Here is a 25,645-nt window from a genome sequence, read left to right on the forward strand (position 1 = left end):
ATTCACTACATATTTCTACAAATTATGCTATCATTATAGCTATTGTATATGGAAGAGGTGATTATATGTTGAAAATTGGATCTCATGTTTCTATGAGTGGTAAGAAGATGTTATTAGCAGCGAGTGAAGAGGCTGTTTCATATGGTGCAACAACATTTATGATTTATACAGGTGCACCGCAAAATACGAGAAGAAAACCAATTGAAGAGTTAAATATAGAAGCTGGACGAAAACATATGGAACTGAATGGTATTGAGGAAATTATTGTCCATGCGCCGTATATTATTAATGTTGGGAATACGACAAAACCTGAAACATTTCAACTAGGTGTCGATTTCCTTCGTATGGAAATCGAAAGAACATCAGCGTTAGGGGTAGCGAAGCAAATTGTACTTCACCCAGGTGCTCACGTTGGTGCAGGAGCTGAAGCTGGTATCCAGCAAATCATTAAAGGGCTCAATGAAGTGTTGACGCCAGAACAAACAGTAAATATTGCACTAGAAACGATGGCTGGAAAAGGAACAGAGTGCGGACGTAGTTTTGACGAAATTGCAAAAATTATCGATGGTGTAACATATAACGAAAAACTATCTGTATGTTTTGATACGTGCCATACACATGATGCAGGTTATGATATTGTGAATGATTTTGATGGTGTATTAAACGAATTTGATAAAATTGTTGGGATTGATCGTTTGCAAGTGTTGCATATTAACGATAGTAAAAATGTACGCGGGGCTGGAAAAGACCGTCATGAAAATATTGGCTTTGGCCATATTGGTTATAAAGCGTTGCATCATATTGTGCATCATCCACAATTACAACATGTACCAAAAATTCTTGAAACACCATATGTAGGTGAGGATAAGAAAGATAAAAAACCACCATATAAATTTGAAATTGAAATGCTAAAGAGCGGTTCATTTGATGAAGGTCTTCTAGAGAAGATTAAAGAGCAATAAGGAGGGGATTTCCCCCTCCTTATTTTAATAATTGTTGGAATAACGTATTAATTTGTTGGGCGGTAGCAGGAGAGGTGACCTTCGCAATTTTTTTTAGAAGTTCTAGTCTTTCTCCTGTATCGTAAATATTTACATTTTGTCCTTTTAGTAAAGGAACAATTTGCTCAGCCTGTTCAGTTGTGATGGAAACTGCATATTCTTTACTATATTTCAGTAATTCTTTTGTGGTCATATGATTTAACTTTTTGTTTACAATGTGTTTGATGAGGTTCATAATGCGGTCCTCCTTCAGTCGTTCTTATATCGAAAATATATGTGTACGGTGCTTGTATATATTCGTATAACAGTCGTTTTTTCCATGGTGAAAAGAAGAGTGTGTTATAATAAGAGAACGAAATTATACAGAATATATAAGGAGGGCTTATGGAGAAGAAGCAACATCGAAAAGAAAGTGTTATGCACCTATTGTATCGTTTAGTCATGATTGTCTTCGGTGCGGCATGTGCGGCAGTAGCCATTGAGCTGTTTTTAATGCCAAATAAAATTATAGATGGTGGAATTATTGGTGTTTCCCTCATATTAGACTACCTTACCCCAAACATCTGGTGGTTGAGTTTTTCCACTTTAGTCGTGATCCTCAATATACCATTTATGTACTCTGGTTATAAACAAATTGGGAAAACATTCATGTTATCTTCTGCTTTTGGGATTGTGGCTTTAGCATGTATTGAGTCGACATTACATACCTTTAAACCGTTTACGACAGAGCCTATTTTAGCAACGGTTTTTGGTGGTCTTATTTTAGGCATTGGTGTAGGGCTTGTTATTCGTCATGGTGGTTCAATGGATGGTACAGAAATTATGGGGATTTTATTAACAAAGAAATTACCGTTTTCAGTCGGTGAATTCGTTATGTTTGTAAATCTATTCATTTTTGCTTGGGCAGCTTTTGTATTTGGTGTTGAGCAAGCGATGTATTCTGTTATGACATACTATATTGCTTTTAAAACCATTGATACGGTGATTCAAGGATTGGATGAAACGAAAGCAGTTTTAATTGTATCAGATCAATATGAAGAAGTATCCAATGCAATTTTACACCGCCTTGGTCGTGGGACAACGAAACTTGTTGCTAAAGGTGGTTATACAGATAAAGAAAAAGAGGTAATTTATGCGGTCGTTACACGTCTTGAGGTAACGAAATTAAAATCAATTGTTCATGAAATTGATGAAAATGCCTTTATTACAATTATGAGTACGCAAGAAACAAATGGTGGTAAATTTAAATCAGCTATTCATTAAAATGATATGTTTAAAAGAAGGTAAAGAGAGACCAGGAGTTCTGCTACGCAAAGATTTGTAGTAGCGATCTTGTTCATGATTTTGAATATCTTTAAAAAGCAGGGAGATTTTCTCTGCTTTTTTGTTATAATAATAAGGTTGCTTAAAATAAAGAATATATTTTTGGGCAGATTAGTTTACAACTATAGTAAGCTATACTATAATTCAAATAGAGATAAATCGGAATCATTCTGAATTAAAATAGGTGAGATGCTATGAAGAATATGTTGGAAATAGAAGGATTGACATTTCGATATGAAGACCGAAATGTGTTAGAAGATATTAATTTGCAAGTTCCCGAGGGAGCTTTTTTAGGTTTAGTTGGGCCAAATGGATCTGGTAAATCGACCTTATTAAAATGTATATTAGGTGTTTTGAAACCGAAAAAGGGTAGTGTTCGGTTATTCGGTATTGATAGTAAGAAATTTAAAGAGTGGAATAAAATTGGTTATGTTTCACAAAAGGCCAATAGCTTTAATTCTGGTTTTCCAGCGACTGTCTTTGAAGTTGTTTCAATGGGACTTGTTTCAAAAAAAGGTCTATTTCGTTTCTTGAAGAAAGAGGATAAAGAAAAGGTTACAAAGGCAATTGCAGATGTAGGAATGAGTGAATTTCAAAATCGTAATATAGGAGAGCTTTCCGGTGGACAACAGCAACGTGTATTTATTGCACGTGCACTTGTAAGTAACCCAGAATTATTGATTTTGGACGAGCCTACAGTTGGGATTGATGTAAAGAGTGTGGAGAGCTTTTATGAGATACTAGAAGATTTAAATAAAAAACTAGGGATCACATTGATTCTGGTTACACATGATATGGGAGCTGTAACAGAGAAGGTGACACATGTTGCATGTTTAAATCAGCATTTACATTTCCATGGAAATGTTGAGAAATTCCGAGAGTTAGAAGATGCAGAAATGTCGATTTTATATGGACATCATGTTCATCGTTTAGAGCATGATCATGGGCATCACGGGAGGATATAATGATACAGGATTTTTTACAATATGATTTTTTACGCAATTCTTTATACGCTGGTATTCTAATAGGGCTTGTTGCCCCGTTAATCGGTGTGTTTGTGGTGATTCGCCGTATGTCATTGATTGCAGATGCTTTAAGTCATGTGACATTATCAGGGATTGCTGCAAGTTTGTTACTAGAAAAAACGATTTTTACAGGCGGTTTTTTAAATCCGTTATATATGGGGATGATTTTTTCGATAGGCGGAGCGCTATTAATTGAAAAATTACGTACTGTATATAAGCATTATCAAGAATTGGCGATCCCGATTATTCTTTCGGCAGGGATGGGAATGGGAGTCATCTTTATTTCGCTTGCGAATGGATTTAATACAGATTTATTTAGTTATTTATTTGGTAGTGTAAGTGCTGTAACAAGCACGGACCTAATTCTTATTGGTATCGTAGCAATCGTCGTTATTGCAACTATTGTTTTATTATATAAAGAACTGTTTTTATTATCATTTGATGAAGAGTATGCTGTGTCAACTGGGCTTCGTACAAAATGGATCCACTTTATTTTCATTATTTTAGTAGCTCTTGTTGTTGCAATATCTATGCGTGTTGTAGGGGTTTTACTTGTGTCATCTTTAATGACGTTACCAGTTGCAGCGAGTATTCGTATCGCAAATGGGTTTAAACAGACAATTTTCTTTTCCATTTTATTTGGTGAAATTTCTGTGATAGGGGGGCTGTTCGCTTCTTATCAGCTTGATTTAGCCCCAGGTGGTACAATTGTTATGCTAGCAGTTCTTATTTTAATCGGTGCAATTTTATGGAAGAAGAAAAAAACTGCATAAAGTAGGGATAGTTATGAATCTGACAGAAGCGTTACGCCTTATGAAGGAAAAAGGCTATAAACACACTGGAAAAAGGGAAGAGATGTTACGATTATTTGCGGCTCATAATCGTTATTTAACCGCAAAAGACGTTTTAGAGCATATGAAAGATGATTATCCAGGATTAAGTTTTGATACAATCTATCGTAATTTAACGGTATTTGCTGAAATTGGTGTTTTGGAGCAAACGGAACTAAATGGAGAAAAACATTTTCGGTTTACATGTTCTGTTATGGAACATCATCATCACTTTATTTGTTTGGACTGCGGAGGTACAAAGGAAATTACTTCTTGTCCAATGGATTTTATGAATAAAGATTTTAAGGGATACGAGGTCACGGGACATAAGTTTGAAATATATGGACGTTGTCCGAAATGTGCAAAGTAAAAACTCGCCAGTTATGAAACTGACGAGTTTTTCTATAAAGAAAAGGCTGCTTGTAAAATGAAAGCAGCCTTTTCTTTATTTTTGTTCTTGTTTTTCTTTTTCTTGATTTGCAGCCATTTCAGCAGCGATTACATCAATTTCTTTTTTCAGTTCTTCGACCATTGTTTCTTCAGGTACTTTACGAACCACTTTTCCTTTACGGAATAATAAACCTTCTCCGCGTGCACCGGCAATACCGATATCAGCTTCTCGAGCCTCACCAGGTCCGTTTACCGCGCATCCAAGTACAGCGACTTTAATTGGTACTTTCAGTGTGGAGATGTATTCTTCTACTTCATTTGCAATACTGATAAGATCGATTTCGATACGACCGCATGTTGGACAAGAAATAAGTGTTGCAGCGTTTGATGCAAGACCGAATGATTTTAACAATTCACGAGCAACTTTTACTTCTTCAACTGGATCGGCACTTAATGAAATACGAAGTGTATTTCCGATGCCTTTACTTAAGATAGCACCAAGACCAGCAGCACTTTTTACAGTTCCAGCAAATAGTGTTCCGGATTCTGTAATACCTAAGTGCAATGGGTAATCAAAAGCGCGTGATGCTTTTTCGTACGCTTCAATTGCCAAATTAACATCAGAGGCTTTCATTGATACGATAATATCATGGAAATCTAGATCCTCTAAAATTTTAATATGATGAAGTGCACTTTCAACCATACCATCTGCAGTAGGGTAGCCATACTTTTCTAAAATATGACGTTCTAATGAACCTGCATTTACACCAATACGAATTGGAATGCCACGTTCTTTTGCAGCATTTACAACCGCTTCTACTTTATGACGACGCCCGATGTTACCTGGGTTGATACGTACTTTATCAATGCCACCTTCAATTGCTTTTAATGCAAGGCGATAATCAAAGTGAATATCAGCAACAAGTGGGATGTTAATTTGTTTTTTAATATCAGCAATTGCATCTGCCGCACGCTCGTCTGGAACAGCAACGCGGACAACTTGACACCCCGCTTCTTCTAAGCGTTTGATTTCAGCAACAGTTGCTTCTACATCATGTGTTTTTGTTGTTGTCATACTTTGTATAATTAATTCATTATTACCGCCAATTGTTAAATTACCGACTTTAACAGGACGTGTTTTTGTACGATGAGTCATTTCATTCACGAATAGATCGCTCTCCTTATAAAAGAAGTTTCTTATTTTGTCTTTCATATCAAATATAGTATATGTGATATGAAGCAATAGAAACCCATATGCTCGGTTTCACTTTTACTATTGTATCAGCGCCTTTATGTAATTGACAAGGATTAAGTGATCGCTCATTGATATAACGGAAATTTGTAAGATTTTCCGATCTGTATTTTTGTTGCAGACGTATTTTTATTTAACTGTTTAAAATCATCGATGACTTTTTCAATAGAAGGAACTTTTTTCTTATTAATCGCTTCTGTAATGGATAAAACAGTATCTCCTGTTTTGACTTCGATCGCTTTATACTGCACATCTGTTTCTTTTTTTGCTTTTGTATCAACATTTTCTTTTTTTACAGTTTGAGCAGCTGTTGTTTTTTTGTATGAACTTAACATTGGTAGGGTACCAATTTTTATATCGTAATAAAATACATAGCCGAGAACAAGCACAAGCAAGAGTGCACCAAGTCTCTTCATATTCCTCACTCCTTTGTTAGGAATATATGCTTGTCCAAAAAAAAAATGCCAAATTGGCATTTTTTTATAGTTCGTGTTTTTCTTTCGGCTTTGGTATTTCTTTAATAGTTAAGTACAGTACAATTAAAATGACGGCAGTGTATAGCAGGAATGTACCGGGTACATTTATTTGTAATGCATTCATAATCATAAAGAAAATTGTTGGAATTGTGTAACTGTAGGCTGTTAATGTCCAAACTTGTTTGTAAGATACTTTTCGCTGACCAACCATTGCTGCACCGATAAAAGCTAAAATAGTTGTACCTAGGAACGAAATAAATAATTGGTACAAGTAAATTGCTACTCCAACACCGAACATGAGGAATGGATAGATATTATCAACCGCTGATACGATGCCTTTAATATCTTTTTTCTCGAAAGTCCCATTACCGAAGTCACTGTAAGATTGACTTTGTGTTTGATTGTTATTCATAGATACAACTTTATCTTTTAAAACGAATATACCTTGTTTATTTGTATATGCATCCGTATTTGTTGCATTAGGATCAAACACGAAAACAAAATCTCCATCTTCTTTTATAATAGGTTCTTTGATGTCGGCATGAAGTTCACCATCTTCAATTTTAAAATCTGGGAGATCTTTTTCAATGGATTGGTGCACAGTAGAAACAACTTCTTGTACGAAATTTCCGAATATAAAAGTTTTCGGGATTGTTGCAATGAAGCATAGTAACATGACGTACAGAATTGTTTTTCCCATTTTTTGAAAACGAAAAAGAGCTATATCCTTTGGTGAATACAAACTTTTTATTAGTTGTGTAAAGATGGACATCTATTCACTTCCTTTGTTATGTGTATATTAGATTCATGTATAAAATCATTGTAACGTAAGAATCTAGAGAATCACAAGTTATATCGTATGAAAGAAGGGTTATGCGTTATACGTGTCTATAAAAAAATCTGCTTAGGTAGATTTTTTCTTTTTTGTAAAGAAAGAGAGAAGGAGTACAAGGTACGTCTGTTTTTGCGCAGCGGGGAGTGAGATGTTAAGCGGAGGGAAAAGTACAATTCGTTGAGGTTCATCATTAGTGAAAGAAGGATGAAAATACAATTGACACTTTTCTTTTTAATATGGTAAATTTATCTTACATTTCTTAAAGAATATATCTCGTAATTTTTAGGAATGTTCTTTGGAGATTTGGTGGTGAATCTGAATTTCAATCACCGCTATATACATAACTTTGGACCCTTAGCTCAGCTGGTTAGAGCAGACGGCTCATAACCGTCCGGTCGTAGGTTCGAGTCCTACAGGGTCCATATCCATTTCACATGTTTATTATGTAGACGAGAAGCTTCCTTGTAGAAGGGAGCTTTTTTTACGAAATGTATGAGCATTTTGTTTGAAATGAAATGGGAATTTTGCTACGTTAATGATAGCAAGACAATGTGATTTAATTTGTTTTCACCCTATGGCAATTAGGGTAAAATGAAGTTGTATGCTAAATTATTTTGGCAATACATAAACTGGGAGGAATGTAACAATGGCAAAACATGAATTACCAAATTTACCTTATGCGTATGATGCTTTAGAACCTCACTTTGATAAAGAAACAATGAACATCCATCATACAAAACACCACAACACTTACGTAACAAACTTAAATGCTGCATTAGAAGGTCATGCAGAATTAGCTGACAAAAGTGTTGAAGAATTAGTTGCAAACTTAAATGAAGTACCAGAAGCGATTCGTACTGCAGTGCGTAACAATGGTGGTGGACATGTAAACCACACGTTCTTCTGGACAATCTTATCACCAAACGGTGGCGGACAACCAGTAGGTGAACTTGCAGCTGCAATTGAAGCGAAATTCGGTAGCTTTGATGCGTTCAAAGCAGAATTTGCAAAAGCTGGCGCAACTCGATTCGGTTCTGGTTGGGCTTGGTTAGTAGTAAACAATGGTGAGCTAGAAGTAACAAGCACTCCGAACCAAGACTCTCCTTTAACAGAAGGTAAAACTCCAGTTATCGGTTTAGACGTTTGGGAGCATGCTTACTACTTACATTACCAAAACCGTCGTCCTGACTACATCGGCGCATTCTGGAACGTTGTAGACTGGAACGCAGCTGAAAAGCGTTACCAAGAAGCTAAATAATATTGCATATTTCATTTTATGCAAGTCGATATTGAAGAAGCTAGGGGAATATTCCCCTAGCTTTTTTGTATGCTTTCTTTTACATAATTGCGCTTGTCTTTGGAAGACTAGAACATGAAGTAAAGGAGAGTTATGTATGAAGTGGAAACATGTAATTGGCGATGTCGAGGTGAATCGTGACTTAATATTGTTGCTTGTTATGGGTGGATTATATACGCTTGCGATTTCTTTATCCAATACGTTTGTTAACATTTATTTATGGAAGCAAACACAAAATTATGTGAACCTTGGATTGTATAATTTAGCAAGTGTTGTATTACAACCACTAACATTTCTTTTTGCAGGAAAATTGGCAAAGCGGATAGATCGTGCTATTTTACTGCGAATTGGTGTAGGAACGTTAGCGACTTTTTTTATTGTTGTTTTACTTGCAGGGACGCATGCTTCCCATTATATTTTATTGCTTGGTGGTCTTCTTGGAATTGGGTACGGTTTTTATTGGTTGGCATTTAATTTGTTGACATTTGAAATTACGGAACCGGAAACACGTGATTTTTTTAACGGTTTTCTTGGTCTTCTTACCTCATTTTCGGGAATGATTGGGCCAATAGCAGCGGGGTATACCATTTCACGTATGGAAAAATGGAGTGGTTATACAGTTATCTTTTTTCTTTCTTTAACTTTATTTGCAATTGCCGTTGTTATAAGCTTCTTTTTATCGAAAAGAGAATGTGAAGGGCGCTATGAAATTGTTCAAGTTTTAAAAGAACGTAAGATTGATAAAAACTGGGGAAGGATTACACTTGCTCACTTTTTTCAAGGATTAAGGGAAGGAACATTTATTTTTGTTATTTCTGTTTATGTCTATTTAGCATCAGGGAGCGAATTTGCATTAGGAAAGTATAGTTTAGTCAATTCCGCTGTTTCATTTGTATGCTATTACTTGGTTGCACGTATGTTAAAAAAGGAATGGCGAAAAAAAGCGATTTTACTTGGTGGCATTATTTTGTATGTCGTTGTATTTTTAGTTATTTTTCAAGTTACATATGTAAAATTACTGATTTATGCAGCATGTATCGCTATTGCTTATCCAATTTTACTCGTTCCATACGGTTCTATGACGTATGATGTAATTGGAAGAGCGAAGCAGGCGAGAGAGTGGCGTGTTGAGTATATTGTTGTACGAGAGTTATGGTTGAACGGTGGCAGAATATGTTCGGTTCTAAGTTTTTTATGTGCAGTATCATTTTTTGAGCCAGCAAAAAGCTTACCTGTTTTACTATGTATTCTTGGAGCTGGACATTTACTTATTTATTTTGCTGTTAGAAATGTCAAATATGAGGAAGGGAATCCGAATAAAACAGGCATTCCAGCGCCTGAAACGACACAAAATCATACTGAACGAGAAGGTTAACTTCTTCTCGTTTTTATGCTAGAATAAAAAGACATGTGAAACAGCAGTGAGGACACCTGTAGTAAGGTGTCCCTTTCCTATTACATAGCTGTTGGTAGAGGGGGTTCGTATGAGTAAAAAGAAGAAAAAAAAGAAGACCCACGTTCCGTTTCGGCTTAACGTGTTGTTTTTTTGTGTGTTTTTAATGTTTTCAGCGATTATTGTGAAGCTTGGAATGGTACAGATTGTACATGGTGAAGATTATAAAAATGAGGTCGAAAAAAAAGAGAACTCAACTATAAGCAATCCAGTTCCACGTGGGAAAATCTTTGACAGATATGGTCGCCCGGTTGTAGATAATAATCCAGTTCGTACGATTACGTTTACAAGAATGAAGGGATCAACTTCAGAGGAACGTTTAGAAACGGCGAAAAAACTAGCGGAGTATATTGAAGTATCGCCAGATAAATTAACAGAACGTGATAAAAAAGATTATTGGCTTTCTTTACATGAAAAGGAAGCGGAAGCGAAATTTACAGATAAAGACAGATCTGATTTTAAAGCGAAAAAAATTGATGATAAAGAAATGGCCGAGCGTCAACGCAGTCGTGTGACAGAGGAAGAAATCAATCAATTAACAGCGGAAGATTTAGAAATACTTGCGATTAAGAGTAAGATGGATGGCGGATATGCAATGACACCGCAAGTTGTTAAAAAAGATGTAACGCCAGAAGAATATGCAATTATTAGTGAAAACTTAGCATTGTTACCTGGTATTGATACAACGGTTGATTGGGAACGGAAATATACGTATGATGATATGTTCCGAAGTGTACTTGGAGGAGTAACTAGCTCAGATGAAGGGTTGCCGAGAGAACGACTGGATTATTTCCTTGTCAGAGATTATAACCGTAACGATCGTGTTGGAAAGAGTTATATTGAGCAGCAGTATGAAGATGCACTTCATGGTACGAAATCAGAAGTAAGGAATGTTACTGATAAAGATGGTAATATTTTAGAAACAATAAACGTTTCTAAAGGACAACGAGGAAACGATTTGAATTTAACAATTGATATGGAACTGCAAAAGCGTGTAGAAGAAATTATTACGAAGAGTTTAATGCAGTATAAAGGTTCACAACCAATGTTAGACCGTGCATTTGTTGTGATGATGAATCCGAAAAATGGTGAAGTTTTATCTATGGCTGGAAAACAGTTAGTGGAAAAAGATGGGAAAACAGAAGTGAATGATTTTGCATTAGGAACAATGACAAGTTCTTATCCGATGGGTTCAACTGTAAAAGGTGCTACGTTGCTAACGGGATACGAAATGGGTGCTATTAAACCAGGTGATGTAATGTATGATGAACCAATTGTCTTAAAGGGTACAAAGCCTAAAAAATCTTGGAAAAACATGGGGTATATTGATGATCTTACTGCTTTAAAGATGTCATCTAACGTATACATGTTTAGAACAGCTATGAACATTGCTAATGTACAATATACTAGAGGTGGTACTTTAGACATTAAGAAAAAATCATTTGATGACATGCGTTATTATTTCAGTCAATTTGGCCTTGGGGTAAAAACAGGTATTGACTTGCCAAACGAAACACCTGGAATTAAAGGGACGGATTATACACCGGGTTATTTATTAGATTTAGCAATCGGACAGTATGATACATATACTCCACTTCAATTAGCACAATATGTATCTACAATTGCAAATGGTGGTTATCGTATGCAACCGCAAGTTGTAAAAGAGATTCGTCAACCAACATCTAAACCAGATGAAGTCGGAAAAGTGGTTCAATCAATGGAACCAAAAGTATTAAATCGTGTTGATATGCCTGAAGAAAACATCAAACGTGTGCAAGAAGGGTTTAGACAAGTGTTCAATGACCAGGGGGGCACTGGGACAAAATACTTTACTGGTGCAAAATATACAGCAGCCGGAAAAACAGGAACTGCTCAAACAGTTTATGGTGGCGATAAAGAAATCGGAAGAGATGGAACAGGGCAACGTAAAGAAACTTATAATTTAACGCTAGTAGGTTACGCGCCATATGATAATCCAGAAGTGGCATTCTCTGTTGTCGTTCCATGGGTTGATGATAAATCTGGAATTAACGGATACATCGGTCGTGAAATTATGGACGCTTACTTTGATTTGAAAAAACAAGAAGTAACAGGGGAAGCACCTAAGGAAGAACAAAGTAAAAAAGACGAATAAACAATATGTAAATTTGGCACACTATCTCAAAAGATAGTGTGCTTTTTTTTGTATTTTATGCATAGAGTGTAGTAATTATGGACGAGCATATTATGTGCACAAAATGAGAAAGGGGCATGTATTCCTTCGTATTAAGTTGAAATTTACAAAACTTTTACAAATTATTAAAACCGAATTAATAGTTCGGCAGTATTCTTATATCTGTAATCCTGTTATTTCAGGATACTTCTAGGAGGAAATACACGTGAAGTGGACAAGGAAATATATCGAGATTTTTGCAATATCGACATGCCTTATGTTTTCACATACGTCTACTATATCCGCTGCTAATGATGTGAAGGAAGTGAGAGTTGATGGATCCTCAACCGTCTTTCCTATTATGGAAGCGATAGCGGAAGAATACACAAAAAAAGACCCACGTGTAAAGATTTCTATTAGTATATCTGGGACAGGAGGAGGATTTCATCGCTTTGGAAAAGGTGAAGTAGATATTAATAATGCTTCACGTAAGGTGAAACAAGTCGAAGAAGAATTTATGAGGGAAAATTCCATCCAGTTTACACCATTTGAAATCGCTTATGATGGCCTCACAATCATTGTGAATCGTCAAAATACATGGGCAGATAATATGACAATAGAGGAACTACGTCTATTATGGAGTGAAAATGGAAAAACGAAACGATGGTCACATATTCATCCTGGGTGGCCGCATGAAAAGGTACAATTTTATGCGCCAGGTGTTGATTCCGGTACGTATGATTATTTTCAAAGTGTTGTTTTACAGAATAATCGTCTTGCAAAAACAGTTTCTTTATCTGAAGACGATCAAGTCATTATGCAAGGGGTAATGAATGATAAAAATGCAATTGCATTTGTGGGGTATGCGTACTATATGGCGAATCAACATAAAGTAAAAGCCATAAAAGTAAATGGTGTACGACCAACGAAAGAAACCATTCAATCAGGTGCCTATCAGCCACTATCAAGATCGCTATTTGCTTATGTAAATCATGATTCTATTCGAAATAACAGTAGCGTAGCAGAGTATGTGACATTTATGATGCAACATGTAGGCAGGCTCGCTGAAGAAGTTGGATATGTTAAGTTACCACAAAAGAAATATAGTGAACAGCTGCGGATGTTAACAGAAATAAAAAGATAATGTCAGGGTGGAAAGGGGTTTTCATCTTTGGCTCGAAATGACAAAAGTCAAATTACATTTTCTGTGCAACATTTGATTGAAGGAAACACAATCAAAAGAAGAAAAACGCAGCGAATCAATCGAATGGTTCCGTTATTATTAAAAGCAATTGCTAGCATATCTATTATGACAACAATCGGTATTATTGTTACGCTAGCGAATGAAACGATTATGTTTTTTCATGAAATACCATTGTATTCTTTTTTATCTGGGGAAGAATGGTTACCGTTTTTTGAGGAGCCCAAATTTGGAATACTTCCTCTAATATGTGGGACCGTACTTGTAACAATAATTGCTATGATGGTAGCTATTCCAATTGGGCTAGGATGTGCCATATTTTTAAATGAATATGCGTCACACTTTGCTAGAAGAGTGTTAAAGCCCATTTTAGAACTACTAGCTGGCATTCCTACCATTGTATATGGATTTTTTGCTTTAACAATTGTGACACCAGCTTTGCAGCATATAATTCCAAATTTGCAGTTCTTTAATGCAATTAGTCCGGGAATTGTCATAGGGATTATGATGGTTCCAACAATTGCTTCTCTTTCTGAAGATGCGATGGGAGCTGTATCTAAAGGGATAAAAGAGGCTTCGCTTGGGCTAGGTGCAACGCGTTTTGAAACGGTGCGAAATGTTGTATTTCCAGCCGCTTTTACTGGTATTATGGCTGCAATTTTATTAGCGGCTTCACGTGCGATTGGGGAAACAATGATTGTAGTCATTGCTGGGGGTTCAACTCCCAATGTATCAATAGATCCGACACATTCCATCCAAACGTTAACGGCTTATATTGTGCAAGTAAGTTTAGGTGATGCCCCGCATGGAACGATCACATACTACAGCATGTACGCGGTAGGTGCGACGTTACTTATATTTACATTCATGATGAATATGATTTCACAGCAGGTTATGCGCCGTTTTAGAAAGGCGATATAAGATGCGAATACTGAATCATAAGAGAATAAAAGAAAATATGGCATCGCGTTTTTGGAAGGATAAAATATATAAGGCGATTTCTTATATGACAATGCTATTTTCTATTTGTGTACTAATTGTGTTGCTTTATCAAATCGTTGAAAAAGGTGTAAGTTATCTTTCGATAGATTTCTTTATAAACTTTGCTTCGCGTGATCCGAAGCAAGCTGGTATAGCAGCCGCATTGTCAGGAACCGTTTTATTTATGAGTATAGTAGTGCCAGTTTCCTTTGTATTTGGCGTAGGTACGGCTCTCTATTTAGAACATTATGCTAAGCGATCTGTATTCACAAAAATTGTAGAATTAAATATTCAAACATTAGCGGGTGTACCATCAGTTGTATTTGGATTGCTTGGATTAACTATTTTTGTATATGGTCTTCAGTTAGGAGAGAGCATCATAACTGCAGCACTTACAATGAGTCTTCTTGTATTACCAACTGTCGTTGTATCAAGCCAAGAAGCGATTCGTATGGTACCGGGTAATTTGTTGGAAGCTTCGTATGGCGTTGGTGCTACAAAATGGCAAACGATGTATCAAATTGTATTGCCAACTGCTTTGCCAGGTATCTTAACAGGATGTGTTTTGGCGTTATCGAGGGCAATTGGGGAGGCAGCACCACTGTTAGTTATTGGGGCACTTGCTTTTGCTAACTATATCCCATTTGACATGTTTGATAGATTTACAGTTTTACCAATTCAAATCTTTAATTGGATGAGTAGACCACAAGAGGAATTTCAACATGTAGCAGCAGCCGGTATGATTGTTTTATTAGGATTGTTGCTGATTATGAATGCGATTGTCTTATGGTTGCGAAATCGTAAGTAGTGGATGAAAGGGGAATTCAAAATGGTAGCAACAGTAGTAAATGTACAGGTGAAAAATGAAACGAAAATTGAGTCAGCGGCGAAGAAAGTGGTATTTGATACAAAAAATTTAAACTTATGGTATGGAGAAGATCATGCGTTAAAAGATGTGAATTTAAGTATTCATGAGAATGAAGTAACAGCAATTATTGGACCGAGTGGTTGTGGAAAATCAACATATTTAAAAACATTGAACCGTATGGTAGAGCTAGTGCCGATTGTTCGCACAACGGGAGTGATTGAATATCGGGATCGCAATATTTTTGATAAGTCATATCCTGTTGAAGAATTACGTACGCATGTTGGAATGGTGTTCCAAAAGCCGAATCCATTTCCAAAATCTATCTATGAAAATGTTGCTTATGGTCCAAAAATCCATGGTATTCGTGATAAGAAAACACTTGATGAAATTGTTGAAAAAAGCTTACGTGGTGCGGCGATTTGGGATGAATTAAAAGATAGATTGCACGATAATGCATATGGTTTGTCGGGCGGACAACAACAGCGTTTATGTATTGCGCGTTGTTTGGCGATTGAACCAGATGTAATCTTAATGGATGAACCGACATCGGCTCTGGATCCGATTTCTACATTAAAAGTTGAAGAGTTAATTCAAGAATTAAAGAAAGATTTTAGTATTGTCATTGTCACGCATAATATGCAACAGGCAGCGCGTATCTCTGATAAAACAGCTTTCTTCTTAAGTGGTGAGGTTGTTGAATATACAGATACGAATAAATTATTCACGACTCCTACAGATAAACGAACAGAAGATTATATTACGGGACGATTTGGTTAATATTTTTGGGAGTAGAGCCCCTTTATAGGGGCTTTTATTACTTTATTCCGCTTTTTGTGGACTTTAAGATCCTGGATGAGGCAGGCAAGAATACTGCCTGTAAAAGATGGATTGTTGAAGAGTCACTATCAGTGTAGAAACTTTTCATATATGTAATAATTGATAGGGGGAAGTTGACATGGTAAGAGAACAATTTCAATATGATTTACAAACATTACAGCAAAAGGTGATTGAACTTGGGGAATTGGCAGGGGAAGCCCTTTCTCGTTCTATGGAAGGGCTTCGGAAGAGAGATATAGAGATAGCATTAGAAGTCATTGATAGTGATTACCGTATGGATAATTTAGAAGAAGAAATTAATGATCTTGCACTTATGTTAATTACGAAGCAGCAACCTGTTGCGAGTGATTTGAGAAGAATTTTTGTTTCAATTAAAACGGCAACAGATTTAGAACGTATTGCAGACCATGCTGTAAATATTGCAAAATCAACAATCCGGCTGGGCGAAAAAGATATAGCTGTCAATTTACAGAGCTTAGAGCAAATGTTTACGATTGCTACAGATATGTTAAAGTTATCGCTAAAAGCATATCAAGAAGAAAATTTAACTTCCGCGAAACAAATTGCAGAGATGGATGATTCTGTTGATGAAATATATGGGAGAGCGATTCGTGAGTTTATTTCCTCTATCCCAGAACATCCTGAAGCGATTACGCAAGTTACCCAATTATCTTTTATTGCACGTTACATTGAACGTGTAGCGGATCATATTACGAATATTGCTGAGAATGTTTTTTATTTAGTGAAAGGGAAACATTATTTGTTAAACGAATAAGAAGCTAGCAAGTGATGGAATATCACTTGCTTTTTTTAGTCAAAACATGACAAAAAAAGCTCGTTGTTTTGTTCTATCTATGATGATAAGATGTATCATAATATGGAAAAATAAAACAATGTAATGCAATATTTGATTAGGCAAGGGTGGAGAAAACAGTTACTCGTTGAATTTTAGTAGTATGTTTTTATGTTATAAAACACAAAAAGGTAAGCGCTTACTATTAGGTTGTAGTGAAGCGAGACGGTTAATTTCTACATAAGTAACATACATATGATATACAAGGTCGTTCAACATTATAAAAGTGGAGGATGAATGTATATGAAGGGGGTTATTTTAGCTGGAGGAAAGGGCAAGCGGCTTAGACCGTTAACATGTAGCCTTCCCAAGCCGATGTTACCATTACTTGAAAAACCAGTGATGGAGTACAATATTGAGTTATTAAAGCGTCATGGTATTCATGAAATTGCAATTACAGTTCAATATATGGGTGCGGCTATCAAGCGCTATTTTGGTGATGGAAGTAAGTGGGGAGTGAAGTTACATTATTTCGAAGATTCACCACCACTTGGGACAGCAGGGAGCATTAAACAAGCAGAAGCGTTTCTAGATGAGCCATTTGTTGTAATTAGTGGGGATGCATTGACAGATTTTAATTTGTCGAAAGGAATTGAATTCCATAAGTGTAAGAATAGATTGGTCACGATGTTCGTGAAGGAAGTGGAAAACCCACTGTCATTTGGTTCAGTCGTTATGAATAGAAAACATGAAATTATACGTTATATGGAAAAGCCGAGTTGGAGTGAAGTGATTTCTAATACTGTAAATACAGGTATTTATATTATGGATCCCAAAATTTTTTCTTATATTGCATCAAATCAGTTTTTTGACTTTAGTCAGCATGTATTTCCTCAGTTAGAAAATAAAAACGCACTCTTTGGATACGAAGCGGATGGTTACTGGCTAGATATTGGTACGCTAGATCAATATCGCCAGGCTCAATTTGATGTACTAACAAAGAAAGTATACGTCCCGACTTCTTATACGGAAGTATTACCTACGGTTTGGATGGGAGAAGGAGTAACGATTGAAAAAGGGACCAAAATACATGGGCCGTCTTTCATCGGAGAAGGAGTAACGATTGGAGCGGGGGTGACAATTGAGCCGTATTCAATTATTGGTAAGCGTAGCACCCTATCAGATTATACGCATTTTCACAAAAGTATTGTTCTTGCCCATACGTATGTAGGAAAGCGCTGTGAATTATTAGAAGCGACCGTTGGAGAAAATACAACAATCAAAGATGATGTTACTTTGTTTGAGAAAAGTGTGGTAGCAGATTATTGTCAAATTGGAAATAATACAGTCATACAACAAAATGGAAAACTATGGCCGGGTAAAGTGATTGATAGTCATTCTATTATTTCTTCTTCAGGAATTACTGAAAATGAAAAAACTTCAGGTTGGTTACAAAAAAGTAGGGTAGTAGGTAGAGGGAATATAGAAATGACACCTCAAGTTGCTGTAAAAGTTGCAATGGCATACGGTTCTCTTTTTCAAAAAGGGGAGCGCATATTGGTTGGGGGATATGAGAATGTAGAAGTTGATATTTTTAAAAAATTATTTTTACACGCAATCCATAGTGTTGGGTTGTACACGATGGAATGTCAAGAAATGAATGATTCAGCTTTTCAATATGCAATTCATGAACTAGGGTGCGCAGGAGGCGTTTTTATTCGCTTTGAACAGGGAGAAGGAATTGTTATGCAGCTATATGGAAAAGGTGGTATACAGCTATCGTATAAGCAACAAAAAGAATTAGAACACTTGTATACGTCAGAAACATTCCGTTACGTATATGATAAAAATCTAGGACGAAATGAAACGGTACATGTTTGTTTAGAGAAATATGTTGAATCCGTCTTAGAACATTTAGATATTGAAACGATATGCAAGCAATCATTTCACCTTCTTATTAATAAAAGAGATGAAATGATTCAGCCTCTACTTATATCCTTCTTCAAAAAACTTGGTTGTACGATTACATGGATTTATGCTAATGAGCAAAAAGAGCATATTAAATCGTTAATGAAATCCAGTCGAGCTCATATGGCTCTTATGTTTTATGAACACGGAAATAAATTTGAATTATATGATAGTCATGGTAGTATTTACCGAAGTGCAAAATACGAAGAAATAGACGTACCGGATTTATTATTTGAGACAACAGAAAATGTTTATCCATTATCGTTAAAATTAGGAGAATGTTATCTTCTCTTTTATATGTATAGTGAACAAAGGGAGTTTCAGATGAGATGGCAGCAAGATACTTTATACCGTATTGGAAAGGTATTCGAACTAATTGCTAGGCAAGGAAATACGTTATCGATGATGTTAGAGCAATCACCGCCTCTTTACTTATTATGTGATGAAGTTGTTTGTTCATGGAAAGAGAAAGGGAAAGTAATGGGAATGTTATTGAAAGATATGGAAAAAAGGGAAGTTGAAGTGTTAGAGGGAATCAAGTTTAAATACACAGAAAAAGAGTGGTCTTATATTGTTTCTGATGCAAAACATCCAAAATTTCTTGTGTATTCACATGCGAGAAACCCAGTAATAGCAAAGGAAAATATGAAAACTCTTATAGAAAAAATTAGACAATATCAAAAGGTGTAGAATTTTTGTTTTAAAGGTGGTATTATAGTATAGTCTGATTTAAGTTATTAGTGACTGGAGGGAAATAAGAATGCGTGTAAATATTACTCTAGCATGTACAGAATGCGGAGATCGTAACTATATCTCAAAGAAAAATAAACGTAACAACACGGAGCGTCTTGAGCTTAAAAAGTATTGCAAGCGTGACAAGAAGTCTACGTTACACCGTGAAACAAAGTAAGCAGTAGGAATATTTCCTACTGTTTCTTTTTTTATCCTGTAAAAAAACAATTGGTGAAGGCCAATAATCAGTGGGAGATGAAGAAAAAACACTGATTAAATTTTCACTTTATATGATTATCCCCTTAATTGAAAAGTGATGATGCTTAAAAAAAATGATAAACTACTTATAGGGATGAAATTTTTTTGTAACAGGGATCACTTTATAGGGGGAAAAGAGTGTGAAAGAGGAGAAGGTACGTTTACGTAAAAAAATAGTAGGGCAAATGAATTCTTTACCGAAAGAACAACATAAAACTTTATCAGAACAAATTGTATTTTCTTTATATGAACAAAAAGAGTGGAAAGATGCGCAAACAATTGGGATTACTCTTTCAATGGAAAATGAAGTGAATACATATGCTATTATTGAACAAGCATGGCGAGAAGGTAAAAAAGTTGCTGTACCAAAGTGTAATAGAGAAACGAGAACAATGACTTTTCGTCAAATTACAAATTTTGATCAATTAGAAACAGTATATATGAACTTGCGTGAACCGATACCGGCGTTAACAGTAGAAGTAGAGGCAAATGAAATGGAACTTCTTTTTGTCCCTGGAGTTGCGTATACAAGACGAGGAGAACGTATTGGATACGGCGGTGGTTATTATGATCGCTATCTTGCAGAATATGAAGGGAAAACGCTATCATTAGCATTTGATTTTCAAATGGTAAATTATATTCCGACAGAGTCATTTGATCAAAATGTACAAAAAATTATTACAGAAAAAGAAACAATAGTTCAAAATGAACTTGTATAGATAAATAAAAATTGACGAGGCTTTTTCTTGTTGATTATAATAAAATATGTGAACGTTTTCTTATTATATTTCCATAATAAGTGGGCATAAAGGGTGATGAAATGATATCAATTTATGATATTCAGCAATTGCTAAAAAAATTTGGCACAATCATTTACACAGGTGACAGAATTGCTGATTTACAATTAATGCAAGATGAATTGCGTGAATTAAATCAATCACAGTTGATTGAGCCAAAAGACTATCAAACAGCTTTATTTCTACTAAAGCAAGAGATTCAAAAAGAGATGAGCAAGAATTAGATAAAGGTAGGTTAGCAAAAATGGAAGAAAAATGGTTGGTTGGTGTTGACCTTGGTGGGACAACGATTAAATTAGCGTTTATTAATGTGTACGGTGAAATTTTACATAAGTGGGAAATCCCAACGAATACAAGTGAGCAAGGGAAACATATTACATTAGATGTAGCAAAAGCAATTGATAAAAAGTTAGAGGAACTAGGGGAACTAAAGAGCAAGTTAATTGGTATTGGTATGGGTGCTCCTGGTCCTGTGCATGTTGCTTCAGGTATGATTTATGAAGCGGTTAATTTAGGGTGGAAAAACTATCCATTAAAAGATTTATTAGAAGTAGAAACAGGTTTACCTGTTGTCGTTGATAATGATGCAAACTTAGCAGCACTTGGTGAAATGTGGAAAGGTGCTGGAGAAGGTGCAAAAGATTTAATTTGTATGACACTTGGAACCGGTGTTGGCGGCGGTGTAATTGCAAATGGTGAGATTGTGCACGGTGTAAGTGGTGCTGCTGGTGAAATCGGACATATTACAGTTGTAACAGAAAATGCATTTCCTTGTAATTGTGGAAAATCTGGATGCCTAGAAACAGTAGCTTCGGCAACTGGTATTGTACGTGTTGCTATGCAAAAATTACAAAATACAGATGAAGCAAGTGTACTTCGCTCTATGTTAGAAGAAGAGGGACGTATTACATCTAAAGATGTATTCGAAGCGCTTGGTCAAGGTGATGCTGTAGCGGAGCAAGTTGTAGAAAAAGTAGCTTCTTATTTAGGGCTAGCTGTAGCGAACCTTTCTAGCACGTTAAATCCAGAAAAGATTGTTATTGGCGGTGGTGTATCTAAAGCAGGCGATGCATTATTACAGCCAATTCAGCGTTATTTTGAACAGTATGCATTTTCACGCGCTGTTAAGAGCACGAAGCTTGCGATTGCAACGCTTGGTAATGATGCTGGTGTAATCGGCGGCGCTTGGCTTGTGAAGAAGCATAAATATGAAGTTATGAAGTAAAAAGGTCATCAGTGAGGCCGAATCGAAACGAAGATAAGGCGATTGATATTTGCACGATAATGAGAAGAGGAAGGGAGACCCCTTCCTCTTTTTATGCATAATCTTGATGAAGAATAGAACTGTAAGTGAATTAAGTAGCAGGTGGGTACCCACTATTAAGGACAGTCATAATTGTAAACCATCCGAAAACAAGTACGGTTGCAATAGCAAAGCCGCCCGCAAGTAGATTTTTTTCACGTAACGTTCTAAGGGTTGCGAATACAGCTAACAGAGTGACTAGCGCAAAAATGATAACAAGACCCATATATGATCCCCCTCTGCTCTCTCATTCTTTCGTTTGAGTTTTTGCAATATTTCTTCTTCTTCATTGTACATGTTTTAGAAATGATTGTCGAGATAGCATCGTTTCTTTTCCTAAGGGAAAGAAATGTTGTATCATAAAAGTAAATGTAACTACTGGAGGAGATTTAAAAATGAAATGGATACAAATGCCGTTAGGGCCATTACAAACAAATGCATATATTTTAAGCAATGATCAAAAAGAATGTATTATTTTTGATCCAGGTAGTGAAGGAGAGAAGCTTGTAACGTATTTACAAGAAGAGCAGTTAAAACCACTAGCAGTTTTATTAACGCATGCTCATTTCGATCATATTGGTGCCGTTGATACGGTGAGAGATGCTTTTCATATTCCGGTGTATGTACATAAGGAAGAAGCAGATTGGCTAGGTGATGCGAATGTCAATGGTTCACAAATCTTTATGATGAATCGAAGCATTACAGCAAAACAGGCTGATCAAATAATTGAAGGAGAAGGAACGCTAACAATTGGATCCTTTACATTTGAAATGTTTGAGACGCCAGGGCATTCTCCAGGGAGTGTTTCATATTATTGTAAAGAGGCAAGCGCTGTATTTTCAGGGGATGTATTATTCCAAATGAGCATTGGGCGGACGGACTTACCAGGAGGCAGCTTTGCAGAATTAATCGGAAGTATTGAAGAGAAATTATTCGCATTGCCAGATGAAACAGCTGTCTTATGTGGGCATGGGCCAGAAACAAATATTAGTTTTGAAAAAGAAAATAATCCATTTTTACAATAAGGAGCTATATGGGGATGGAGCTTGTTTTAAGAAAATGGATGGAGAAAGAAATGGATCGTTCGATTTCGTATAGCACATATATGAACCTTACCCTGTATGATGAAGATTGCGGATATTATATGAAAGAACGTGAGAAAATTGGAAGGAATGGCGACTTTTTTACAAGTAGTAACATTTCTTCTGTATTTGCGAAGACATTTGCACGTTTTTTTATCCGTCTTGTTGAAAATGGGGAAATCCCTCCAAACATTTGTGAAATTGGTGGAGGAACAGGGAGATTTGCTTATGCTGTTTTGCAAGAATGGCAACAGTCCTCCCCAGAGACTTTTGCAAAATTACAGTATTCTATTGTTGAAGTAAGTCCTTTCCATAGAAGATTACAAAAACGTCAACTTGACTTCTTTCAAAATGTTTCGCAGTACAAATGCTATGAGGAGTTAGGTGAGTCTTTTACAGGGCTTGTTTTTTCAAATGAATTGTTTGATGCATTTCCTGTTAAAGTCGTTGAGAAGCGAGATAACTATTTGTATGAAGTGCGGATTACATATACCGATGAGGGAAAGCTTGGGGAAGTAGTAAGGCCGTTAGAAGAAAGAATTAAGAGTTACCTTCAAAGACATCGTATTGAACTTTCTGAAGGACAACGATTTGAAGTGCCATTAGCTATGGGAATATATGTGCAAGAAATTGCTAGTTGGCTCAAAGAAGGATTATTCATCACGGTTGATTATGGGTATACAAAGGAAGAGTGGATGCATCCAGCGCACCGTGAAGGTAGTCTAAGAGGGTATTATAACCATAGGCTCATTCGAAACCCTCTGAAATATCCAGGTGAAATGGATATAACAGCACATATTCATTGGGATGAATTGAAAGAAATAGGGGAAGAGAATGCGCTATACACAGTGTGGCATACAAAGCAAAGGGAGTTTTTACTTGCAGCAGGTATATTAGAGCAACTTGCTAGTCATCAAGATTCCGATCCTTTTTCTGCGAAACAGAAACAAAACAGGGCGATTCGTTCTATGATTTTACATGGTGGGATGAGCGATGCTTTTGATGTTGTTGTACAAAAAAAAGGAATGCCACATTTTGAGTCGAAGCAGTACTTACATATATAGAAAAAACAAGACGCATAATGGTTCTGCGTCTTGTTTTTTTGATACGACTTTAGGATATGTAGTATTGTATATTTTCTCTCATTATATATATTTATATTAAAGATATGAGATAGAAAATATAGAATACGCCCTTTTTTTGTTGGTTACCCCTAACCTAGTAATACACGAACAAGTTGGATAATTGTTTCATTTTCTACTTTGTAGTAAATTTCTAATCCTTTTCTCTCACTAGAAACGATTTTAGCGCTTTTTAATTTCGCTAAATGTTGTGAAATCGTGGATTGTGGCATATTTAAGCCTGTGTACATTGTCGAAACATTGCTTGGACCGCGTTCGATTAAACCTTTTACAATACATAAACGAACAGGGTGAGCAAGAACTTTCAATAATTCTGCATTATTTTCGTACAGTTCTAATTCCTTTTGAAAGGTTTCTAACATGTTTTTTCCACCTCCATGCGAGCTGTTATACCCATACTATACATACCAAAAATCTAAAGAAAAGAAAATAGTTGTTGCAGAAAAAATGTTCTACAGTAAAGAAATTGTAAGAAAAGAGAACATGGTGTAAATAACTTCGCAAAATTTGTACGTTTTGTAACAAGGTGTTTTTTGATGAACATTATAATATGTTTGAAGATACAGATACATTTATAACACGATTTTATCATGAATTATTTGTTCTTTCAAACAAATATACAAAATTTTTAAAATAATAAGAAAAAAGGATTTTTCACCTTTATATAGAATAGAGGTTTTGGATGGAAAGAGGGGGATAACATGAAGATTGAATTTTTAGGAACAGGTGGAGCGATTCCTATCCCAAGACCGGGAAGCTATAGTAAAGTGTGTAAAGAAGCTCGTGAAAAAGGAGTCCCATATAGCCGAATGGGACCGAGTGTGTTTATTCATGATCTTAAATTATTGATTGACACACCAGAGGAAATACGTTTGCAATTGGAGCGTGCTCATATTCAAAGAGTAGAAGCGGGAATTTATTCACATTGGCATCCTGATCATACGATGGGGAGAAGGATTTGGGAAACAATGGCTTTTGAAACGAAGAAAGCTTGGGGAACAACTGTTTATTTACCAGAGCAAGTAGCTGCGGATATGAAACAATTTTTAGGTTCATGGGATCATTTGCAATTTATGCATCAACAAGGATGGATAGATCTTCAAGTTTTACAAGACGGGCATTCTTTTATTAAAAATAATATTAAAGTTACTCCATTTCGTTTACATGAAGAATATGTATATGCATTTCTATTAGAAGAAAATGAAAAGAAAGTACTAATTGCACCTGATGAACTATATAAATGGGAACCACCGGCACATTTAATAGGAAATTTAGATTTAGCAATCTTACCAATGGGTATGGTTGAATTTAGCTGGAAAACAAAAGAGCGGTTGATTGACCGAGCGCATATTGAGAGAATACGGGAAGCGACATTTGAAGAAACTTTAGAGGTTGTGAAAAAGCTAAGAGCAAAGAAAACAATTATTACGCACATTGAAGAAGTTGATAATCTTGGCCATGATGAACTACATGAAATTGCAATGGATCTTCAGAAAGAAGAACTTAATGTTATGTTTGCACATGACACGATGCAAATAGAAATATAAAAAGAACCTAATTTTAGGTTCTTTTTATATTTGAGTGTAAATGATACGTTCATTTAAAATGGGATCTTTTCCTTTTTTAAATGAAAGAAAGGTAATTAAGAG

Annotated in this window: 28 protein-coding genes and 1 tRNA gene; 23 read left to right on the forward strand and 6 right to left on the reverse strand. The window is 35.9% G+C overall.

The features are described from left to right. The first annotated feature begins 65 nt into the window (after nt 1–65). Nucleotides 66–962, forward strand: a complete 897-nt coding sequence (locus tag CN373_RS17140) for a deoxyribonuclease IV (protein WP_000912462.1) — start codon at nt 66–68, stop codon at nt 960–962. Nucleotides 963–981: 19 nt separating this feature from the next. Here the strand turns inward: CN373_RS17140 and CN373_RS17145 are convergent, their stop codons facing one another. Continuing rightward, complete coding sequence (locus tag CN373_RS17145; protein ID WP_033664252.1) at nt 982–1,236, reverse strand: DUF2624 domain-containing protein; 255 nt, start codon at nt 1,234–1,236, stop codon at nt 982–984. 149 nt (nt 1,237–1,385) lie between these two features. Here CN373_RS17145 and CN373_RS17150 point away from each other — a divergent pair, with 149 nt between their 5' ends. The 4 genes from CN373_RS17150 (at nt 1,386) to CN373_RS17165 (ending at nt 4,549) form a co-directional block, all read left to right on the forward strand. After that, nucleotides 1,386–2,264: a YitT family protein gene (locus tag CN373_RS17150; RefSeq protein ID WP_000412587.1), complete on the forward strand. Its 879-nt coding sequence runs from the start codon at nt 1,386–1,388 to the stop codon at nt 2,262–2,264. 254 nt (nt 2,265–2,518) lie between these two features. After that, entirely contained in the window at nt 2,519–3,289 is a 771-nt protein-coding gene (locus tag CN373_RS17155) for a metal ABC transporter ATP-binding protein (RefSeq protein WP_098359776.1), read from the forward strand. Beyond that, complete coding sequence (locus tag CN373_RS17160) at nt 3,289–4,122, forward strand: metal ABC transporter permease (RefSeq protein WP_000613826.1); 834 nt, start codon at nt 3,289–3,291, stop codon at nt 4,120–4,122. The genes CN373_RS17155 and CN373_RS17160 overlap by 1 nt, the downstream gene beginning before the upstream one ends. 13 nt (nt 4,123–4,135) lie before the next feature. After that, a complete protein-coding gene (locus tag CN373_RS17165) occupies nt 4,136–4,549 on the forward strand; it encodes a Fur family transcriptional regulator (RefSeq protein WP_098359777.1) in 414 nt (137 codons plus the stop codon). Nucleotides 4,550–4,624: 75 nt separating this feature from the next. On the opposite strand, the gene ispG is transcribed toward CN373_RS17165, so the two are convergent. Beyond that, nucleotides 4,625–5,725: a flavodoxin-dependent (E)-4-hydroxy-3-methylbut-2-enyl-diphosphate synthase gene (ispG, locus tag CN373_RS17170; RefSeq protein ID WP_165770989.1), complete on the reverse strand. Its 1,101-nt coding sequence runs from the start codon at nt 5,723–5,725 to the stop codon at nt 4,625–4,627. Nucleotides 5,726–5,889: 164 nt separating this feature from the next. Next, the gene (locus tag CN373_RS17175) at nt 5,890–6,237 is read right to left on the reverse strand and encodes a hypothetical protein (protein WP_098359778.1); all 348 of its coding nucleotides are present in this window, start codon (nt 6,235–6,237) and stop codon (nt 5,890–5,892) included. Here CN373_RS17175 and CN373_RS26195 point away from each other — a divergent pair. Then, complete coding sequence (locus CN373_RS26195) at nt 6,193–6,342, forward strand: hypothetical protein (protein ID WP_410255763.1); 150 nt, start codon at nt 6,193–6,195, stop codon at nt 6,340–6,342. The two genes, CN373_RS17175 and CN373_RS26195, sit on opposite strands and share 45 nt — an antisense overlap. Here the strand turns inward: CN373_RS26195 and CN373_RS17180 are convergent. Next, complete coding sequence (locus tag CN373_RS17180; RefSeq protein ID WP_000021905.1) at nt 6,302–7,069, reverse strand: DUF1189 domain-containing protein; 768 nt, start codon at nt 7,067–7,069, stop codon at nt 6,302–6,304. The genes CN373_RS26195 and CN373_RS17180 overlap by 41 nt on opposite strands. A 411-nt stretch (nt 7,070–7,480) precedes the next feature. Between CN373_RS17180 and CN373_RS17185 the strand changes: the two genes are divergently transcribed. The 14 genes from CN373_RS17185 (at nt 7,481) to glcK (ending at nt 21,694) form a co-directional block, all read left to right on the forward strand. After that, a tRNA-Ile gene (locus CN373_RS17185) sits at nt 7,481–7,554 on the forward strand. 224 nt (nt 7,555–7,778) lie between these two features. Beyond that, complete coding sequence (gene sodA, locus CN373_RS17190) at nt 7,779–8,390, forward strand: superoxide dismutase [Mn] (protein ID WP_001052039.1); 612 nt, start codon at nt 7,779–7,781, stop codon at nt 8,388–8,390. Nucleotides 8,391–8,526: 136 nt separating this feature from the next. Further along, entirely contained in the window at nt 8,527–9,804 is a 1,278-nt protein-coding gene (locus tag CN373_RS17195) for an MFS transporter (RefSeq protein WP_000871392.1), read from the forward strand. A 109-nt stretch (nt 9,805–9,913) separates the two neighbouring features. Then, the gene (locus CN373_RS17200) at nt 9,914–12,016 is read left to right on the forward strand and encodes a peptidoglycan D,D-transpeptidase FtsI family protein (protein WP_098359779.1); all 2,103 of its coding nucleotides are present in this window, start codon (nt 9,914–9,916) and stop codon (nt 12,014–12,016) included. A gap of 244 nt (nt 12,017–12,260) precedes the next feature. Beyond that, nucleotides 12,261–13,178: a PstS family phosphate ABC transporter substrate-binding protein gene (locus tag CN373_RS17205; RefSeq protein ID WP_000872321.1), complete on the forward strand. Its 918-nt coding sequence runs from the start codon at nt 12,261–12,263 to the stop codon at nt 13,176–13,178. 27 nt (nt 13,179–13,205) lie between these two features. Beyond that, nucleotides 13,206–14,156 carry a phosphate ABC transporter permease subunit PstC gene (gene pstC, locus CN373_RS17210; protein WP_000113455.1) on the forward strand — a complete coding sequence of 317 codons (951 nt, stop codon included), beginning with the start codon at nt 13,206–13,208 and terminating at the stop codon, nt 14,154–14,156. A gap of 1 nt (nt 14,157) precedes the next feature. Next, on the forward strand, nt 14,158–15,024 hold the full coding sequence (gene pstA, locus CN373_RS17215; RefSeq protein WP_098359780.1) for a phosphate ABC transporter permease PstA: 867 nt from the start codon (nt 14,158–14,160) through the stop codon (nt 15,022–15,024). Nucleotides 15,025–15,045: 21 nt separating this feature from the next. Beyond that, nucleotides 15,046–15,861: a phosphate ABC transporter ATP-binding protein gene (gene pstB / locus CN373_RS17220; RefSeq protein WP_000226694.1), complete on the forward strand. Its 816-nt coding sequence runs from the start codon at nt 15,046–15,048 to the stop codon at nt 15,859–15,861. A 178-nt stretch (nt 15,862–16,039) separates the two neighbouring features. Further along, nucleotides 16,040–16,696 (forward strand): phosphate signaling complex protein PhoU, encoded by a 657-nt coding sequence (gene phoU / locus CN373_RS17225; RefSeq protein ID WP_000251247.1) that lies wholly within the window; start codon nt 16,040–16,042, stop codon nt 16,694–16,696. Nucleotides 16,697–17,017: 321 nt separating this feature from the next. Continuing rightward, a complete protein-coding gene (locus tag CN373_RS17230) occupies nt 17,018–19,372 on the forward strand; it encodes a sugar phosphate nucleotidyltransferase (protein ID WP_098359781.1) in 2,355 nt (784 codons plus the stop codon). 70 nt (nt 19,373–19,442) lie between these two features. After that, complete coding sequence (gene rpmG / locus CN373_RS17235) at nt 19,443–19,592, forward strand: 50S ribosomal protein L33 (protein WP_001265618.1); 150 nt, start codon at nt 19,443–19,445, stop codon at nt 19,590–19,592. Between the two features lie 220 nt (nt 19,593–19,812). Then, nucleotides 19,813–20,391, forward strand: coding sequence for a 5-formyltetrahydrofolate cyclo-ligase (locus tag CN373_RS17240; RefSeq protein WP_000656855.1), 579 nt, complete (start codon nt 19,813–19,815; stop codon nt 20,389–20,391). Nucleotides 20,392–20,492: 101 nt separating this feature from the next. Next, nucleotides 20,493–20,693 (forward strand): YqgQ family protein, encoded by a 201-nt coding sequence (locus CN373_RS17245; RefSeq protein ID WP_016116335.1) that lies wholly within the window; start codon nt 20,493–20,495, stop codon nt 20,691–20,693. Nucleotides 20,694–20,713: 20 nt separating this feature from the next. Then, nucleotides 20,714–21,694: a glucokinase gene (gene glcK, locus CN373_RS17250; protein WP_000391718.1), complete on the forward strand. Its 981-nt coding sequence runs from the start codon at nt 20,714–20,716 to the stop codon at nt 21,692–21,694. Between the two features lie 130 nt (nt 21,695–21,824). On the opposite strand, the gene CN373_RS17255 is transcribed toward glcK, so the two are convergent. Beyond that, the gene (locus CN373_RS17255; protein ID WP_000524848.1) at nt 21,825–21,998 is read right to left on the reverse strand and encodes a DUF2759 domain-containing protein; all 174 of its coding nucleotides are present in this window, start codon (nt 21,996–21,998) and stop codon (nt 21,825–21,827) included. Nucleotides 21,999–22,167: 169 nt separating this feature from the next. Here CN373_RS17255 and CN373_RS17260 point away from each other — a divergent pair, with 169 nt between their 5' ends. After that, a complete protein-coding gene (locus CN373_RS17260; protein WP_098359782.1) occupies nt 22,168–22,797 on the forward strand; it encodes an MBL fold metallo-hydrolase in 630 nt (209 codons plus the stop codon). An 8-nt stretch (nt 22,798–22,805) separates the two neighbouring features. Further along, a complete protein-coding gene (locus CN373_RS17265) occupies nt 22,806–23,918 on the forward strand; it encodes a class I SAM-dependent methyltransferase (RefSeq protein WP_098359783.1) in 1,113 nt (370 codons plus the stop codon). 149 nt (nt 23,919–24,067) lie between these two features. Here the strand turns inward: CN373_RS17265 and CN373_RS17270 are convergent, their stop codons facing one another. Continuing rightward, nucleotides 24,068–24,358 (reverse strand): ArsR/SmtB family transcription factor, encoded by a 291-nt coding sequence (locus tag CN373_RS17270; protein ID WP_000894376.1) that lies wholly within the window; start codon nt 24,356–24,358, stop codon nt 24,068–24,070. A gap of 339 nt (nt 24,359–24,697) precedes the next feature. Between CN373_RS17270 and CN373_RS17280 the strand changes: the two genes are divergently transcribed. Continuing rightward, on the forward strand, nt 24,698–25,543 hold the full coding sequence (locus CN373_RS17280; RefSeq protein ID WP_000687461.1) for an MBL fold metallo-hydrolase: 846 nt from the start codon (nt 24,698–24,700) through the stop codon (nt 25,541–25,543). The last annotated feature ends 102 nt before the right edge of the window (nt 25,544–25,645 follow it).

Source organism: Bacillus cereus (genome assembly GCF_002561295.1).
GTDB lineage: Bacteria > Bacillota > Bacilli > Bacillales > Bacillaceae_G > Bacillus_A > Bacillus_A cereus_S.